This window comes from Parvularcula lutaonensis, from assembly GCF_014651915.1.
GTDB lineage: Bacteria > Pseudomonadota > Alphaproteobacteria > Caulobacterales > Parvularculaceae > Parvularcula > Parvularcula lutaonensis.
In genome coordinates this window covers 569,159-584,791 of sequence record NZ_BMXU01000002.1, presented here as the reverse complement: position 1 = coordinate 584,791, position 15,633 = coordinate 569,159, and the positions used below count along the sequence as shown (strand labels likewise).

Annotated in this window: 13 protein-coding genes; 4 read left to right on the top strand and 9 right to left on the bottom strand. The window is 63.6% G+C overall.

Annotation, left to right across the window (positions count from 1 at the left end; all coding sequences use genetic code 11):
- Positions 1-22: 22 nt before the first annotated feature.
- Positions 23-559, bottom strand: a complete 537-nt coding sequence (locus IE053_RS11160) for a hypothetical protein (protein ID WP_189575995.1) — start codon at positions 557-559, stop codon at positions 23-25.
- Positions 560-712: 153 nt separating this feature from the next.
- On the opposite strand from IE053_RS11160, the gene IE053_RS11155 reads away from it, so the two are divergent.
- Positions 713-2,251: a hypothetical protein gene (locus IE053_RS11155; protein WP_189575993.1), complete on the top strand. Its 1,539-nt coding sequence runs from the start codon at positions 713-715 to the stop codon at positions 2,249-2,251.
- Here the strand turns inward: IE053_RS11155 and IE053_RS11150 are convergent, their stop codons facing one another.
- The 4 genes from IE053_RS11150 to IE053_RS11135 are packed head-to-tail and all read right to left on the bottom strand — an operon-like array spanning position 2,252 to position 5,734.
- Positions 2,252-2,866, bottom strand: coding sequence for an ABC-type transport auxiliary lipoprotein family protein (locus tag IE053_RS11150; protein WP_189575991.1), 615 nt, complete (start codon positions 2,864-2,866; stop codon positions 2,252-2,254).
- Positions 2,863-3,798, bottom strand: coding sequence for an MlaD family protein (locus IE053_RS11145; protein WP_189575989.1), 936 nt, complete (start codon positions 3,796-3,798; stop codon positions 2,863-2,865). The genes IE053_RS11150 and IE053_RS11145 overlap by 4 nt, the downstream gene beginning before the upstream one ends.
- Before the next feature lie 11 nt (positions 3,799-3,809).
- Complete coding sequence (locus IE053_RS11140; RefSeq protein ID WP_189575987.1) at positions 3,810-4,595, bottom strand: ABC transporter ATP-binding protein; 786 nt, start codon at positions 4,593-4,595, stop codon at positions 3,810-3,812.
- Positions 4,595-5,734, bottom strand: a complete 1,140-nt coding sequence (locus tag IE053_RS11135) for an MlaE family ABC transporter permease (protein ID WP_189575985.1) — start codon at positions 5,732-5,734, stop codon at positions 4,595-4,597. The genes IE053_RS11140 and IE053_RS11135 overlap by 1 nt, the downstream gene beginning before the upstream one ends.
- Before the next feature lie 160 nt (positions 5,735-5,894).
- Between IE053_RS11135 and IE053_RS11130 the strand changes: the two genes are divergently transcribed.
- Complete coding sequence (locus IE053_RS11130; protein WP_189575983.1) at positions 5,895-8,156, top strand: adenylate/guanylate cyclase domain-containing protein; 2,262 nt, start codon at positions 5,895-5,897, stop codon at positions 8,154-8,156.
- Between the two features lie 57 nt (positions 8,157-8,213).
- On the opposite strand, the gene IE053_RS11125 is transcribed toward IE053_RS11130, so the two are convergent.
- Positions 8,214-8,855, bottom strand: coding sequence for a hypothetical protein (locus IE053_RS11125; protein ID WP_189575981.1), 642 nt, complete (start codon positions 8,853-8,855; stop codon positions 8,214-8,216).
- A 137-nt stretch (positions 8,856-8,992) separates the two neighbouring features.
- On the opposite strand from IE053_RS11125, the gene pip reads away from it, so the two are divergent.
- Positions 8,993-9,949 carry a prolyl aminopeptidase gene (gene pip, locus IE053_RS11120; RefSeq protein WP_189575979.1) on the top strand — a complete coding sequence of 319 codons (957 nt, stop codon included), beginning with the start codon at positions 8,993-8,995 and terminating at the stop codon, positions 9,947-9,949.
- A gap of 548 nt (positions 9,950-10,497) precedes the next feature.
- Here pip and IE053_RS11115 read toward each other — a convergent pair.
- A complete protein-coding gene (locus IE053_RS11115; protein WP_189575977.1) occupies positions 10,498-12,003 on the bottom strand; it encodes a sodium-dependent transporter in 1,506 nt (501 codons plus the stop codon).
- A gap of 129 nt (positions 12,004-12,132) precedes the next feature.
- Here IE053_RS11115 and IE053_RS11110 point away from each other — a divergent pair, with 129 nt between their 5' ends.
- On the top strand, positions 12,133-12,483 hold the full coding sequence (locus IE053_RS11110) for an Hpt domain-containing protein (protein ID WP_189575975.1): 351 nt from the start codon (positions 12,133-12,135) through the stop codon (positions 12,481-12,483).
- 2 nt (positions 12,484-12,485) lie between these two features.
- Here IE053_RS11110 and rodA read toward each other — a convergent pair whose 3' ends face one another.
- The gene (gene rodA, locus IE053_RS11105) at positions 12,486-13,640 is read right to left on the bottom strand and encodes a rod shape-determining protein RodA (protein WP_189575974.1); all 1,155 of its coding nucleotides are present in this window, start codon (positions 13,638-13,640) and stop codon (positions 12,486-12,488) included.
- Positions 13,637-15,631, bottom strand: a complete 1,995-nt coding sequence (gene mrdA, locus IE053_RS11100; protein ID WP_189575972.1) for a penicillin-binding protein 2 — start codon at positions 15,629-15,631, stop codon at positions 13,637-13,639. The genes rodA and mrdA overlap by 4 nt, the downstream gene beginning before the upstream one ends.
- Positions 15,632-15,633: the final 2 nt, after the last annotated feature.

The following is a 15,633-nucleotide window of genomic DNA, read 5'->3' as shown; positions in this document are numbered from 1 at the left end:
GGCGCTACCGCAGCTCAGCGGATCAGCGCAACGGGCTGGTGTCCCTGAGCATCCGCGTTTTCTCGCGGCTCGAAGCCGAAGAGCCAAAATAGTAGTTCATCACCGCCGCCGACATTGTCGCCAGCGCGCCGAGCATAATGGAAAACTCCGTTTCCGCACCGTCTGGAACATCCACGAAGAGCATCACGCCAAGGACCGAGAAAAAGCCTGCGAGCACGACCACGGCCAGCGCCCCGGGGACCCGGTCCTTCAGCGCCACTTCCCGTGCCCGCGCATCGGCCCGGTCCTCCGCCGCGATCCGCTCGGCCTCCCCTGCTGCGGAAAGGACCGCTTGCCGAAATTCGACCTCGGCCAGCTTCAACGCAGCGAGCCTCTCAGGCGCTGCCGCCAGCACGGCATCGAGCAGCTCGCCTTCCTCCGCCTCTCCGCGGCCGAGGAACACCTCCGCCAGCATCCCTGCCGCGGTTTCCGCCAAGGGCCCGCCAAGGGCGCGCGCAAGCTGGGGCGCAACCCCGCTGACGGCGTCACGAATGCGTTCGGCAGTGGATTTCTTGGTCATACCTCATGCTAAGCCGGACGGCAGACGCGTGGACAAGTATCCAGCGACTGCATAGCCCTGTTAATCATCGCTTAACCTTGAGCCGATGAAGCGTAACCGGTGGGGGTGCGGCTTGGCGGCCAGAGGGGACGCCCACGCACCCTTGGAGAACCTATGGCGCCCGTCGAGAACGAAGCGGCTGCGGAAAAGAAGACGGACAGCCTGCCAGCGGCTGAGCCGACACCCCGGCCCATGCTCGTTGCCGAGCGCCCCGATTCAGGCGCGCCGGAGCGTCCCGGCTGGCTGCCGAACCCTGAACAGATCTGGCTAGCCTCGCGTATCGCCGCGGTCCTGATACTCGTGGTCTGGCTGGTGGCATGGCCCATCGGCACGACCATCGGCCTCAGGGCGGCGACCGGGGTCTGGAAGCTCGCCTTCGGCTATAACGGCGCGGTTGCCATCCTCGCCCTCACCAACGCGGGTCTCGTTCTCGCAGGCGGCTATCTCCTGCGTGCTGCCCTTCGTCTCGAGGCGACCGCCGACCGGCTTGGCCGCGCCGTGCGCAATTTCGAGCCCTCGCTGCGGGCCGATGCCGTGCGCGAAGACCTCAACCTCCTCGGCGGGGAGATCGACGCAGCGATCGCCAAGCTCGCCCGCGCGGAGAAGCAGATTCGTGACCAGGTGGGCGCCATCGAAGAGGCTGCCGAAACCCTCAAATCGGGCACCTCGCAGGGTACTGACCGGCTGGCCAAGGAACGCCAGGCCCTGATCGAGGCCACTGCCGCCATGAACAAGGAAGCCGAGGGCTTCGCCAAGGCCCTCGCCGACCGGACCGCGGCGGAGGACGGCAAGGCCAAGTCGATCCTCCCCGAGCTCGAAGCCAAGCTGAAACGCCTCGAAGCGATCGCCGAGGTCAACGCTGACCAGTTTGCCGCTCTTCGCGAGGCGATGGCGGAGAGCACGCAGGTCTGGAAGGAAACGCCCCAGCACTTCTCCGAAGACATCAAGGGCTCCACCGACACCCTGCGCAAGGCGCAGCAGGAGCTCATGGAAGAGAGCGAGAAGCTGCGTAAGCTGATCGATCAGCAGAAGGACCGCGCGGACAATCTGGGCCGCAGCCTCGCCGAACAGTCGGAACGCCTGAAGACCCGCACCGAAACCCAGAACAAAAGTCTCGGCGGGTCGTGGAAGCGCATTCTCGACAAGGTCGAAAAGCAGGTGGGCCAGCAACAACAGCCGGGCTTCCGCGCCGAGCCAACCGTGGTCCAGACGGCGAAGACCAGCAAGGTCACGAAGACCATTCCGCCTACGGCTCAAAAGCCTGCCGACGAGCTTCCCACCCCGCCCTTCAACGGCGAAGAAGACCGGCTCGAGCGGATGCACCGCTTCACCATGGAGATGAAGAGCCAGCTCTTCGGGGAGCCGACCAAGGCGGAGAAAGAGCGCTTTGAACGCGGAGAGCGGCAGCTCTTCACGCGCCAAATCCTGGAACAGGACCCGATCATCGTGCGCGCCCGTCTTCGCGCCGCTATCGAGGACGACGAGGAATTCGCTGCCGCGGCCGAGAACTTCCTTTCCGATTTTGACCAGCTCCTGGCACCGGTCATTGCCGAGGACCCCGAAGGTGCCGAAGCGGCGCTCCAGAACATGCTGCGCTCACCGCTGGGGCAGCTTTACGTCCTCATAGGCACGGCCAAGGGCCATTTCGTCTGATTACGACGCGTCCATTTCATTCGCTTCGATCAGTTCCAGCGCCCAGGCAGCAGCCTCCGAAGCGGCCTGTGCCGCCGCGTCATTCAGGGCCTGTGCTGCCGCACGGGTGTCCTTGCCGTTGATCGGGACCTGAGCGTCGAAGCGCTTGGACTGCAGAACCCGCCCGCGCTGGTCTTCCAGCCGCACACGGAAGGAAACGTCAGCCACGGCTGGGTTCCTGGTCCGATCCGCATTGAAAGCGGAAATATCCGCGTAGATTGTATAGTCTGCGATCGGCAGCGCGACGCGGTCACTGACCGCCAGCAGGCGCTCCCGCTCCTCGAAGCTGCGTTCGAGAAGCAGCGACAGGACCCGCGGGGCGCGGTCCGACCACTCGCCGTCGGGCATGTATCGGATCTCGTTCTCGGCCGTCAGCACAGCGATCTTCGTCGTGTTGAGAGCACCCTCGGCCCGCGCATCGGCTACCGCCAGCGTGACAGGCAGCGGCGTGCCGTTGTCGACGATGTCTTTCGCCGTCAGCGTATAGCGCGGCGGAAGTTCCGAGGGCGGCGGCACCAGGCTGATGCAGCCGGAAACAAATACGGTCGCGGAAAGAGCAATCAGCAGGCGGATCATGGGCGGGCCTCGGGGCGGTTCTTACCAAGCAGGAACTTCGCCGGATCGCGTTCAAATTCCTGCAGGATGGCTTCAGTGGTGGCGAGCACACGGTTCGCCTGGGCAATCACGCCGACCGTCGCGCCGAGCCCTTCCTGGGCAAACGCGTCGATGGCCGGACGGTTATCCGACAGGATGTCGTTGATTTCCGACATCGCAAGGCTGAGCTCTTCGGCGCTTTCTGCCGACCTCTGCAGGGTCTCTCGGACATCCGTCTTCATCAGGTCTTCGGTTTCCGCGAGGATCGCATTGATCCGGTCGGTGGTCTCGTCGAGCTTTTCGACGTTACGTCTCAGGATGATCGACATCGTGGCGGCGTTATGAATGATCGTGGTGATGTCCTGGTCGCTGTCCGCAACCGTGTCGGTCAGCGTCTCGATATCCTCGAGGATGCGGCTGATACGGTCGATGTTCTCGGCGCTGACGAGGTTGGTGATGTTCTCCGCCAGCGGGCCAGAGCTTTCGATCACCGCGGCCAAGCCACCAGCAGAACCCTGGATCGTGGGGATGCGTTCGTTTGAGATCTGCTTCAGCAGCGGAGCATTGGGGTCGCCGCCGACGAACTGGATGATCGACAGGCCGGTCACGCCGACGAGCTCGAGTTCCGCCCGCGTATCTTCCTTGATCGGCGTGTTTTCCTCGACGCGGATCAGCGCACGGGCAATGTTGGGATTGCGTTGGTCAAGGGTCAGCTCTTCCACTTCGCCCACGCGGATACCGTTGAACTGCACGGCAGCGCCGACCTGAAGGCCGGAGACGCGCTCGTTGAAGACCACGTAGTATTCGTCATACGCTCTTTCGGTATTGCCGAGCCAGAGCGCGAAGATCACGGCCATCACGAGGGTCGCAACGACCGAGGCGCCGATCAGGACGTAGTGGGCACGGGTTTCCATCGGGGACTCTCCTAGGCGCTTCCAAACGCAAGTTTCGCGCCTTGGGCTGCGCGGCCGCGGGGGCCGCCGAAATATTCCTGGATCCAGGGGTGGTTCAACTGCTGCACCTCATCAAGAGGCGCATTGATGATCACCTTCTTGTCCGCGAGCACCGCCACGCGGTCACAATCGCGGTAGAGGCTGTCGAGGTCGTGGGTGACCATGAAGATCGTCAGGCCAAGGCTTTCCTTCAAGCCCAGGATCAGCTCGTCGAATTTTGACGCGCTGATCGGGTCAAGGCCCGCGGTCGGCTCGTCGAGGAAAAGGATGGCAGGGTCCATCGCCATGGCGCGGGCCAGCGCGACCCGCTTGCGCATGCCGCCTGACAGATCCGAAGGCATCTTCTGCCCGACATCCGCATCAAGCCCCGCGAGGCTGAGCTTCATTCCCGCGATTTCCTGCGCCAGCTTGTCCGAGATGTCGTGATGATACTCGCGTAGGGGTGCCATCACGTTCTCCGCCACGGTCATCGAGCTGAAGAGCGCGCCGTCCTGGAAGAGGATCCCGATGTCCTCGTTCAGCTCCTTGGCGGAGGCTTCGCGGGGATAGATCGTCTTGCCGAGGATTTCGACCCGTCCGGCTTTGGGGACCTGCAAGCCGACGATCGTCCGCAGGAGAACCGATTTGCCGGTGCCCGACCCGCCGACGACCCCTAGAATCTCGCCCTTCCGGACTTCGAGATCGAGATCCTGGTGAACGACATGGCTGCCGAACTGGTTGGTGACGCCGCGCACTTCGATAACGTTCTCGGGAGCCATCAGTAGTCGAGCTCCATGAAGAAGACCGCGAAAAGCGCGTCCGTGAGGATGACGAGAAACAGCGACTGGACCACGGCAATCGTCGTCCTTCGACCAAGGTCCTCGGCGGAGCTTTCGACCATCATGCCGTGATAGCAGCCGATGACGCCGATCGCGAAGGCGAAGAACGGTGCCTTCACCATGCCGACGACGAAATTGTCGATGACGATGATCTCTTGGGTTCGCGCCATGAACAGGGCAGGCGGGATGTCGAGCGCCAGCGCACACACCGCGCCGCCACCTATCAGGCCCAGCACGGCTGAGACAAAGGCGAGGCAGGGGACCGCGATCAGGAGCGCCACAACCCGCGGCACGACGAGGGCATCGAGAGGATCGATCCCCATCGCCCTCATGGCGTCAATTTCCTCGCGTAGCTTCATGGAACCGATAGCTGCCGTGAACGAGCTGCCGGACCGGCCAGCAATCAGGATTGCCGTCAGAAGCACGCCGAACTCACGAAGGACGGATATGCCCACAAGCTCGACCGCGAAGACCTCCGCGCCGAAATCTGCCAGGACGGTGGCGCCCATGAACGCGACAACCGCCCCGATCAGGAACGACATGAGCCCGACGATGAACAGCGCGTCGAGACCAGAGGTTTCCATATGATAGACGACGGAGGTCAGCCTGAAGCGACGGGGATGGCGAAACGTGTCGGCCATGCGCGCGATGACGGCGCCGACGAAGCTCAAGATGTGGAGAGCTTCATCAAGAATCTCTTCGGTCCCTTTACCGACACGCTCCAGAACAATCAGGAACGACGCCGGCCTTTCGGGGACTTCGCAGGAAACGAGGTGCTCGCAGGCCTGTTCGAGAAGGATGCGATGGTGCTCAGAGACGTTGACGAAGCCCTTGAGCGGCTGGTCCCGGTCGGTCCGGGCGCCGCAGGCCTGCATGGTGCGTTGCAGGATCATCGCTCCGGAGGTATCCAGGGCTTCGACCTTCGCCATGTCGATGGTCAGTGGTTTGTCGAGTGTTGTCTCGGCGAACCTCCTGATCTCGGGGTCGATTTCGATGATGCCGCCGTCAAGCGTCCACTCCCCCGCCGCGTAGATCAGCGGGGAGGCGCCGTCCGCAATCGTGAAAGACGCGTTCGCCATCAATCGTTCAGCCGTTCCGTTTACCTTGCGCAGGTGCTTCATGAACCATGCCAGAACATGCTGAATACGCCATGAAGGCCCCCGCGCCACTCTTTAGCCGTGATAAAGTAAACACAGCGCCCTTCGGTTCCCCCTCGTCTCGTTAACGTTAGGTTGTCCCATGTTCGAACAGCGCCAGGAACAGCGGCTCCGCCTCCTCCTGCTGCCGCCTGCGGTGATCATCCTGCTGATCGCCGTCTATGCGATCCTCTCGTCGCAGGAGCCCGGCCATGGCCCGCGGGAGACAATGTTCGACCTGATCACGCGCCTTGCCCCGCGCGAGGTCGCGGAAGAGTTTCCTGCGGCAACGATCCTGATCGACGAAGAGAGCGAGGAGCGGCTCGGCAACTGGCCTTGGCCGCGTAGTGCCTTCGCCAGGCTCATCGACGCGGCGGAGAACGCCGGAGCCGAGTCCGTGACCCTCACCGTCTCGGTGGCTGGGGATGACCCCCTCTCTCCTGACATCATCGCGCGCCGCTGGCTGGACGCGGCCGCGGGCGACGAAGTGGATCGCGTGGCCGCCCTGTCGGTCCTCCCCTCCAACGATCTCGTCCTTGCCCGCGCTGTCGCGGGCGGGCCGGTCGCCCTCGGCATTGGCGCGGAGGTTCGCGACACGGGAGATGATGTCGCTTGGGCCCGTGTGTCGCTCGACGGTATCGACTGGCTGGAGCTCGAAGGCGCCACCGATAGCTTGGGATACATCGCCCTTCCCTCGATCATCGGAGACGATACGCTATCAGCCGAACTCCGCGAGGCCCGCATCCCCGCCGTCACGGGCCTGCCCCGCGATCCTGGCGGTCGTGTACGGAGGTTCGCGCCTGTCTATGCCGCAGGTGACGAGCCCGCGCCTTCCGCCGGCCTCGCCGCGCTCGCCGCGAGTGGACGGACCATCACCTTGACACCGAAGCCGGGGACTGTGTCGTCGGCAGGTTCACCACCGGCGAGCATCGCTCTCGACGCCGGCGAAGCCGCCCAACTCGACGGGCGCGCCGAGCTCAGGATCTGGCTGCCGAAGGATCTCTCCGTACCCAGCGTTCCGGCCTGGCGCATACTGGACGATCCTGAAACCTGGGCGGCGTCCCTCGATGGCAAGCATGTCTTCATCGGCGAGGCTGTCTCCGAAAACGGCATCGTCCAGACGACAAAATCTCCTGTGCCCGCGGCCCAGCTCCACGCTCTCATCGCTGGGCAGCTCGATCAGGGAGCATTCCCCGTGCGTCCTGCCTGGGCAGGCTTCGCCGAAGCCTTCGCCGCCATTTCCCTCGGCGCCGTGGCGGTGCTCGCGGTGATCTTCCTGCCGACCGGCATCGCCGTCACCGCCGCCGCCGCGGTCGCAATCCTTAACTTCATCGGCGCCTACGCTGTCTTCCGGACCAGCGGAATCCTCCTCGACCCCGCACCTGCGATCTTCGCCTCCATCGGCGGTCCGTTGGCGGTGGCTCTGACGGTCCTCACCAACATGATGGTGCGGGATGATGCGGTACGCGGAGCTTTCCACGGTGCCCTGCCGCAAAAGGCGATGCGCAAGCTGCAGAGCCATGGCGGTGCCCGTCTCCTCCACGGTGTCCACCGCGAGGTCACCGTCCTCTCCTGCGCGTTCAGGCTGCCACCGAACCTCGTCAAGGAGTTCGAAAAGGACCCGAAGGACTACGTCCTGTTCCAGGCTTCGGCCAATGACCGCCTGCGCCGCACGATCCTCGAGCACGAAGGCACCGTTGATTATGGCGAGGACGGACGGCTTCTTGGTTACTGGAACGTGCCCCTCGACGAGCCCAAGCATATCGAGCTCGCCTGTGCCTGCGCGCTCAAGATGCTCGATGACGTCAGCGCCATGAGCCAGCAGGTCTCCGCCTCAGGCCATCATCTTGGTAAGGAAGACCTCGCCGATGGCCGCATCGAGATCGGCATCGCCACGGGAGAAGCCTTCGCAGGCCCCGTCGGCCTTGGCGGCCGCAACCGCTACGCCGCCCTCGGCCAGCCCGTGAGTTTCGCCGGAAGGCTCCGCGCGCGCTCGGAGGTCTACGGTCCCGCGATCCTCACCGACGCCCGTGTCTACGACAAGCTCCGCCACCACTACGCCTTCCTCGATCTCGACTTCGTCCGCCGGGACAGCGCTGGCCAGCCCGAGATGATCTACGGCCTTGTCGGCAATCCTTTCCTCAAGGCCTCGAAAAGCTTCCGCGACCTCGCCGAGGTCCAGCGCGAGCTCTTGTCGAGCTGGAAGGCCCGCGACCTCACCGCCGCCACCCGCGCACTCCAGAAGCTACGCGGCATCCCCGGCGTGCCGCAGCCCTATGTCGAGCTCTTCGAGCAGCGGATCATGAATGCGCGGCTGCAACGTGCCCGCCGCGAAGGCGACCACGCGGAAGTGCTGGGCCCGTAACGGTCCGGCACGGCAATTGTCGTCGGAAAGGAAGCTACGAGGAAGCCGTCGCGGCGCCTAGAACGCCGTCTGGTTGCCTGCGTAGCTGTTCACCGGTTCGCCATCGAGGCGGACCTGAATCGCATCGGCGGTCCGGCCAAGCTCGAGAATCGCCTGGTTGAACTGCTCCTTCACCCGGCGGATTTCGTCGCGCGAGACATTGCCGCCGTTCTTGGCAATCATGCTCAGCGCCTCGGCATAGACGAGGCGGCACTGGCGTGCCTCGACGATCGCGCTTTCGATCGTGCGCAGGTCCGATGGCAGCGGCTGCATCGCACGGACGGCATCCTTGCCCTCATGGGCGACATTCCATGCCGCGGCGAGCGTCGCCTCGACATCGCGGCGGACAACGGTGATCGGCTGGCCTTCGAGGGCCGTCAGGTAGGCTTCGGCCTGGGCTTGCGGCGACGGGCCTGCGCCTCCGAAAAGCAGCGTGACAATCCCGTCATCGCTGTCGGAGACCGGCGTCCAGGGGCGTTGTTCGAGACGTTCGAGTGCGTCCACCAGCTCTTCGCGCTGCCGCGTGCTGGCATCATTCTCGGCCACCTTCTCCGCGCCAAATCCGCCCGGAAGGGTCGGCATCGACAGCTCAACCGACGCACAGCCGGTCACAGCGAGAGCCAGAACGCCAAGAGAAACAAAGCGAAAGATACGAACCACCCTGATGGTCAGTTGTTGATGCCCCAACACCACATTTCGTGCCATGCCGATAAAATCGCGATGGTCGGCATTGCCGTGACGCGCAACGCGGTTAAGCGGGACATAACCACACTCGATCCGGTCCAGTAAAGGCGTCCATGGCGAGAACATCTTTTTATTCACCTTTGGAGCCCTACCTGCGTGCGCGCTTGCGCGTCTCGGCGCTCCACGAAATCTACTATGAATGCAGCGGCAACCCCCAGGGCAAGCCTGTGGTCGTCTGCCACGGCGGCCCCGGTGGCGGTTCCACGCCGTCCATGCGGCGGTACTTTGATCCCGAACTCTACCACATCATCCTCTTCGACCAGCGCGGCTGTGGCCGCTCCATGCCCCACGCCGAACTCAGGGAGAATTCTACCTGGGACCTTGTCGCGGACATGGAGCAATTGCGGCAAAAACTGGGCATTGTGCGTTGGCAGGTTTTTGGCGGCTCCTGGGGATCGACCCTGGCGCTCGCTTATGCCCTGACCCACCCGACCCGTGTCAGCGAGTTGGTCCTCCGCGGGATCTTTACACTACGCAAGCAAGAGCTTCTGTGGTTCTACCAGGAAGGGGCAAATTGGATTTACCCCGAAGCCTGGGAAGACTTCACCGCGCCGATCCCCGAAGCGGAACGCGGCGACCTCATGGAAGCTTACCGCGTGCGGCTGCAGGGCGATAACGAGGCCGAACGCCTCGCTGCGGCAAAGGCCTGGTCGGTCTGGGAGGGCTCGACGGTCTCCCTGTTCCCGAGCCCCGAGCGGATGGAAAGCTTCTCATCGGACCGCTTCGCCCTCGCCTTCGCTCGGATCGAGAATCATTACTTCGTGAACGGAGGGTTCTTCGAGCAGGATGACTGGATCATCGCCAACGCGAAGAAACTCGAAGGGATACCGGGCACGATCGTGCAGGGCCGCTACGACGTGGTGACGCCGATGAAGACAGCGTGGGAGCTGCATAAAGCCTGGCCGGGCTCGATCCTCAACATCATCCGCGACGCCGGCCACGCGGCCAGCGAGCCGGGGATCGTCAGTGCCCTGATTGAGGCGACCGACCGCTACGCCGGGAAAAGGTGAACCTGTCTCGCGATCGGCGAAGGGCGTGGCCGCTGCATGGCCCTCCGTCCCAAGGCACTTCCCACGGCCTGGCCATGGGCCCCATCTCCTGAACGCGAAGCCAGCTGACAGGTCCCGAACTGGACCCCACGGCCCGACCGTGGGGAGAATCAGAAAAGAAATCCCCGCCCGCTCCAGCCAGCCTATCCTGTCCGTCCCTGCTGCTATTCAGGACAATCCGGGTTCGTCGTGGTTTGGCAGCGGGGCAGTGTTCCTCGTCGCTACGGATGACAATCGTGGCACGGGTACGAGAGCTTAAAGTGCTCTGTGGGCCCCTCGCAGAAAAACACCGGTAGCGGACGCGAAAGGCCCGCATACATACTTAAAAAGAAGCGAGCCCTGGCGTCCGCTCCGTTACCTGATTTTCTCAAAACCGCCTACGGGCGGACGAACCTGCTCCCTGTCATCCCGGAGCGCCCGAAGAGCGAGCCCGGGACCCAAAATTGGCGCTGCTTGGGTTCCGGGCTCAGGCGATGCCTGACCCGGAATGACAGATGATGGGCGACCGATCAGTTGCCGTTCGCTGCGGCCAGCAGCGGCGCGATGATGACGCCCCAGACGAGGATCAGGCCGACGAAAAACGGACAGACATAGCGGATGAGGAAGCGCCAGCGCCGGTAGCTTTTCTCATGCTTGAAGCCGAGTTCCTCGCGGCTCGACGATTCGCTGACGGCATATCCTGCGAAGACCGCCGCGAGGAAACCGCCAAGGGGCAGCATGATCGAGCCGGTAAGCGCATCGGCGGCATCGAGGAGCGTCTTGTTCCCGAGCACCGGCATCTGGCCGAAGGGCTGCCACGTCGACAGGGAACCGCCATCGGGAACCTGGCTCAGGGCATGGAAAACACCGATGACGAAGATCAGCAGGCCGATGATCACCGAACCGATGGTCCGGCGGCGCGCATGGGTTGCGGCATCGAGATCGATGTCGCCCTTGGCCCAGGCCGCCGGGACCTCGAACAGGGAGATTGCCGAGGTCAGCGCGGCAAAGACCGCCATGATGAAGAAGGCGAGACCGAAGAGCGCGCCGAAAGGCATCTGGTTGAAGGCGAGGAGAAGCGGCCCGAAGATGAGACCGAGACCGCCAGCCGGTTCGAGATTGAAGGCGAACACGATCGGGAAGATTGCAAGGCCCGAAATCAGTGCCACGGCGGTGTCAGCGCTTGCCACGGTGGTCGCGGCAGCGGGGATGTTCTGGTCACGCTCGAGGTAGATACCATAGGTGATCATCAGCGCCGATCCGAGCGACAGCGAAAAGAACGCCTGCCCGACCGCGTTGACGAGGATCTCCCCGTTCATGAACTGGCTGGCGAGGGCATCGAACTTCGGACGGAACAGGAAGTCCAGCGCGCTGGCCGCATCGCCGATGATGAGCGATGTGACCGACAGGGCCACGAGCAGGAAGAAGAAGACGGGCATCAGCCAGGTCGCTGCCTTCTCGATGCCGCCCTTCACACCGCGGCTGACGATGAAGGTGGCGAGGCCGATGAAGAGACCGTGGAAGAGGACCTGCCGGCCCGGATTGGCAAGCAGTTCGGGGAAACGGCTGGTGATCGAATCCTCCGAGTCGCCTGCGAAGGCTGGTTGGGCAATGCCGGCGAGGCCCATCTCAGCGATGTTTCCGGCAATATCGCCAAGCAGGGACCAGGCGTAGTAAAGGAGCCAGCCAGAGATCACGGAATAGAAAGTCACGATCAGGAAGCTCGCGAAAATCCCGATCCACCCCATCAACGCCCAGGCCGTCGACGCCCCCTCGGCCTTGGCGAGGCGTCTGATGGCCGCGACCGGCGTGCCGCCGCCGCGGCGGCCGATGAAGAGTTCGGCCATGAGGACAGGAAGACCGATGGCGAAGACGGCGAGGATGTAGACGATGACAAAGGCACCGCCGCCATTCTCACCAGCCTGGTAGGGAAAGCGAACGAGGTTGCCGATACCGACGGCCGAGCCGATCGCTGCCAGAACGAAGGCCGCGCGGCCTGACCAGTGCTCGTCCGAGCCGCTCCGGGTGACTGCCATGGAATTTCCTGCCCTTTATCTATCGACGCACGCTTTGGAGCGCCTTTTAGACGGACTTTTAGCGATCGTTGCAATGCTTCGCCAAATGGGAACCCCTAGGATTGTCGGAATCAGGGTATGGGGCAGGCCATGAGCAACGGCATCATCGACAACGAACAGATCTCCATGCTGATCCAGGGGGCCGGGGTCGATGCGGTGCGTCCGATCCTCGACGCCTATTGGGAATCCAATGACGAGCTGACGGCGGCCCTCGAAAAGGGCTTGGCCGCTGGCGATGCCGAGGACGTGGCGAGGACCGCGCACGGGCTGAAGGGCTCGTCGGCCAATCTGGGCGCGAACGCGGTGGCGATACGCGCCAAGGAGATCGAGATGGCGGCCAAGGCCGGAGATCTCGATGCAGTCCGCGAACACTTTGCCGAGCTGGCCGCCGAGATCTCCGCCACGCGCGCAGCCTTCGAAAGGCTCCTTGCGGAAGCCTGAAATCAGCTGCCGAAGCCGGTGGTCCTGAGGGTATCCTGGTTGCGGTAGATCCAGGTCGACATCACGAGACCGAAGCCTGCCATCATCGACAGCATCACGGTGCCGCCATAGCTGACAAGGGGCAGAGGCACGCCGACCACCGGCGCAAGGCCCATGACCATGCCCGTGTTGATGAGGACATAGGAGACGAATGTTATCGCGATACCGAAAGAAAGCAGCCTGCCGAAATGGCTCTTGGCGCTCATCGCGATTTGCAGCGTCGTGAAAAAGACCGCCAGGTAAAGACCGAGCAGGACCAGCGCGCCGTAGAGGCCAAACTCCTCGCCGATGATCGTGAAAATGAAGTCGGTATGCATTTCGGGCAGGAAGTCGAGCTGGCTCTGGGTGCCTTCCATATAGCCTTTCCCGTCGATGCCTCCTGAACCGATCGCGATCTTCGACTGGTTCGGGTGGTAGTTCGCACCGAGCGGATCGGCATCGGGGTTGAGAAAGGCGGTGATCCGTTCCCACTGGTAGGCCTTGATGAAACCCGACTGCACGCCGGCGATCGCGCCGCCGACCCCTGCGATGATGCCGATGGTGACGAGGCGCCAGGAGATGCCCGCCAGCAGCAGGACCGTCACGCCTGACAGGCCGAGAAGGATGGCCGTGCCAAGGTCGGGCTGGAGGAAAACGAGACCCACGGGCGCACCGATCATGGCGAGGGGTGGGATAAGGCCGGTGATGGAGGAGACCTGCTTGAACTCGAGCCCGTGATAGTAACGGGCAAGCGCGAGGACGAGGGCAACTTTCATCAGCTCGGACGGCTGAAGCTGGAACCCGCCAAGGGACAGCCAGCGCTGGGCACCCATATTGGTGTCCCCGACCAGCGGCACGAGAAGCAGGAGGCCGAGAGTCGCGAAATAGCCGGGATAGGCGACGGACAGCCAGAACTTGAGCGGGGTGATCCCGATACCGATCATCACGACCAGCGCTGCAAGATAGCGCAGCGCATGGGGGAACGCGTAAGGGTTCCAGTTTCCTTCGGACACGGAATAAAGCGCTAGCACCCCTGCCCCGGCGATCATCGAGAGGAGGACGAGCAGCGGCACGTTGAGTTCAGCGAGGCGCTTGCGGATCTTCGACTTGCCCGCGCTTTCGATGACGATGGCGTTCATCGCGTGCCTCCGAGGCTGGCGACGTCCATGGTCTCGGGCCGCTGGCCGGTCCAGAACTTATGCTTGTCGTAGTTCGACGGATCCTTGTCGAGCACGGCACGCATGATGTCCCTCGCGCGGGGGCCTGCGGCACGGGAGCCGGAGCCGCCGTGTTCGACGACGACGGAGCAGGCGTAGCGGGGATTGTCATAGGGCGCGAAGGCGACGAACAGCGCGTGGTCGCGGAACTGCCAGGGGATTTCCTCGTTCTTGAGGCGACGCCCAGTGACCGGATCCCTCCGCAGGCCAACGATCTGGCTTGTGCCGGTCTTGCCTGCCATGAGGTAGTCGGGCTGGAGGCTGGAACGGGCCGCGGTGCCCCACTCGTTGACCACGGCGTTCATGCCTTCCTGCACGGCCTTGAGGTGCATAGGGTTGCCGGGCAGGTCCTCGAACACCGGCTGGGTCAGGAGGTCCGCGCCCATGGCCCGGACGAGTCGCGGCCTGACGTTCTTGTGAGTCGCGAGGCGGGCGCTCATCACGGCGAGCTGCAGCGGCGAAGCCGTGACGGCACCCTGGCCGATGGCGACAGAGAGGGTCTCGCCAGGGAACCAGGTCTGGTTCGGCGGGTCGTTGCGGTAGTATGCGCGCTTCCACGCGCGGGATGGCACGATACCGTCCGCCTCCGCACCAATGCCGAGGTCATAGGTCTGGCCAAGGCCGTAGCGCTTCGCCACGCCCGCGATGTCGTCAATGTCGAGTTCTGTTGCGAGGTTCCAGTAGTAGACGTCGCAGGAGTGCTTGATCGACCCCTTCATGTCGAGCCAGCCGTGGCCCCTTTTCTCCCAGCAGGTAAAATCACGACCACCGAAACGGAAAGTGCCGTTGCAGAAATGCTTTTTCTGCGGGCTGATGCCTTTCTCCTGCGCCGCGATCGCCGTCAGCAGCTTGAACGTCGAACCCGGAGGATAGGTGCCCGCTACCGGTTTGTTGAGGAGCGGCTTCAAAGGACTCTCGTTCAGTTCACGCCACAGCTTCGCTTCGATGCCGCGGGAGAAGACATTCGGGTCGAAAGAGGGGGTGGAAGCCATGACGATGACATCGCCCGTGACGATATCCATCACCACGGCAGAGGCGGAGAGCGGGTGCTCGCCGAGCGCCTCGTCAGGGTACTCGCCATAGTCATCGGCGAGAATCTCCAGAGTCTTGGCCTGGAGTTCCTTGTCGATGGTCAGGCCCACCGGTTCACCCTGCTTCGGCGGCACTGCATCGTCCGTGTAGCTCTCGATGACACGGCCGTGGGCGTTCACCTGCACCCGCATCGAACCCGGGGTGCCCTGGAGCCTTTCATCAAGGGTGCGTTCGAGGCCAGCCTTGCCGATCTTGAAGCCCGGCTGGCGATAGAGAAGCTCGATCTTGTCGGCCTCTTCCTCGGTCTGCGCTTTTTCACGAGCCCTGCGGATGTCCTCGGCCGTGGCCGCGCCCATGTAGCCGACGACGAAGGCCGCGCCCGCATCTTCCGCATAGGCACGGCTGGCGCCAATTTCCGAAACGACCCCGCGAATGTCCGTGGAGTGGAAATTGACGGCGGCGTAAGTGTCCCAGTCGAGATTGCCCGCCACCTGGATCGGCAGGAAGCTGCGCTGGCGCTTGGCCTTGTCCAGGACATCCTGGATCTGGCGGTCGGTGAGCGGCATGATGGATGCAAGCCGCTTCATCGTCTCGCGGATGTCATCGGTGCGCTCGGGGATCACGAGCACGCGGAAATCCGGCGTGTTGTTGGCGATGACTTCGCCATAGCGATCGTAGATATCCCCGCGCAGGGGAACGATCAGACGGGTGTTGAACTGGTTCTCGTCAGCCTGCGCACGAAACTCGTCGTGACGACGGACCTGCAGGTCATAGAGACGGTAGCCGACGCCACCGAAAAGCAGCGTCACGCCGCCCGAGACGAGGGTGGCCCGGCGGGTGAACTCCATATGCCGACTGGTATCGAAGGGCTCAACACGCATCG

Excerpts from the sequence above, each read along its gene's own strand:
- IE053_RS11140 (WP_189575987.1), bottom strand. The coding sequence starts at position 4,595 with ATGGCTCCCGAGAACGTTATCGAAGTGCGCGGCGTCACCAACCAGTTC.
- IE053_RS11135 (WP_189575985.1), bottom strand. The coding sequence starts at position 5,734 with ATGGCGAACGCGTCTTTCACGATTGCGGACGGCGCCTCCCCGCTGATC.
- IE053_RS11110 (WP_189575975.1), top strand. The coding sequence starts at position 12,133 with ATGAGCAACGGCATCATCGACAACGAACAGATCTCCATGCTGATCCAG.
- IE053_RS11115 (WP_189575977.1), bottom strand. The coding sequence starts at position 12,003 with ATGGCAGTCACCCGGAGCGGCTCGGACGAGCACTGGTCAGGCCGCGCG.
- IE053_RS11145 (WP_189575989.1), bottom strand. The coding sequence starts at position 3,798 with ATGGAAACCCGTGCCCACTACGTCCTGATCGGCGCCTCGGTCGTTGCG.
- IE053_RS11130 (WP_189575983.1), top strand. The coding sequence starts at position 5,895 with ATGTTCGAACAGCGCCAGGAACAGCGGCTCCGCCTCCTCCTGCTGCCG.
- pip (WP_189575979.1), top strand. The coding sequence starts at position 8,993 with ATGGCGAGAACATCTTTTTATTCACCTTTGGAGCCCTACCTGCGTGCG.
- IE053_RS11160 (WP_189575995.1), bottom strand. The coding sequence starts at position 559 with ATGACCAAGAAATCCACTGCCGAACGCATTCGTGACGCCGTCAGCGGG.
- rodA (WP_189575974.1), bottom strand. The coding sequence starts at position 13,640 with ATGAACGCCATCGTCATCGAAAGCGCGGGCAAGTCGAAGATCCGCAAG.
- IE053_RS11150 (WP_189575991.1), bottom strand. The coding sequence starts at position 2,866 with ATGATCCGCCTGCTGATTGCTCTTTCCGCGACCGTATTTGTTTCCGGC.
- IE053_RS11155 (WP_189575993.1), top strand. The coding sequence starts at position 713 with ATGGCGCCCGTCGAGAACGAAGCGGCTGCGGAAAAGAAGACGGACAGC.
- mrdA (WP_189575972.1), bottom strand. The coding sequence starts at position 15,631 with ATGCGTGTTGAGCCCTTCGATACCAGTCGGCATATGGAGTTCACCCGC.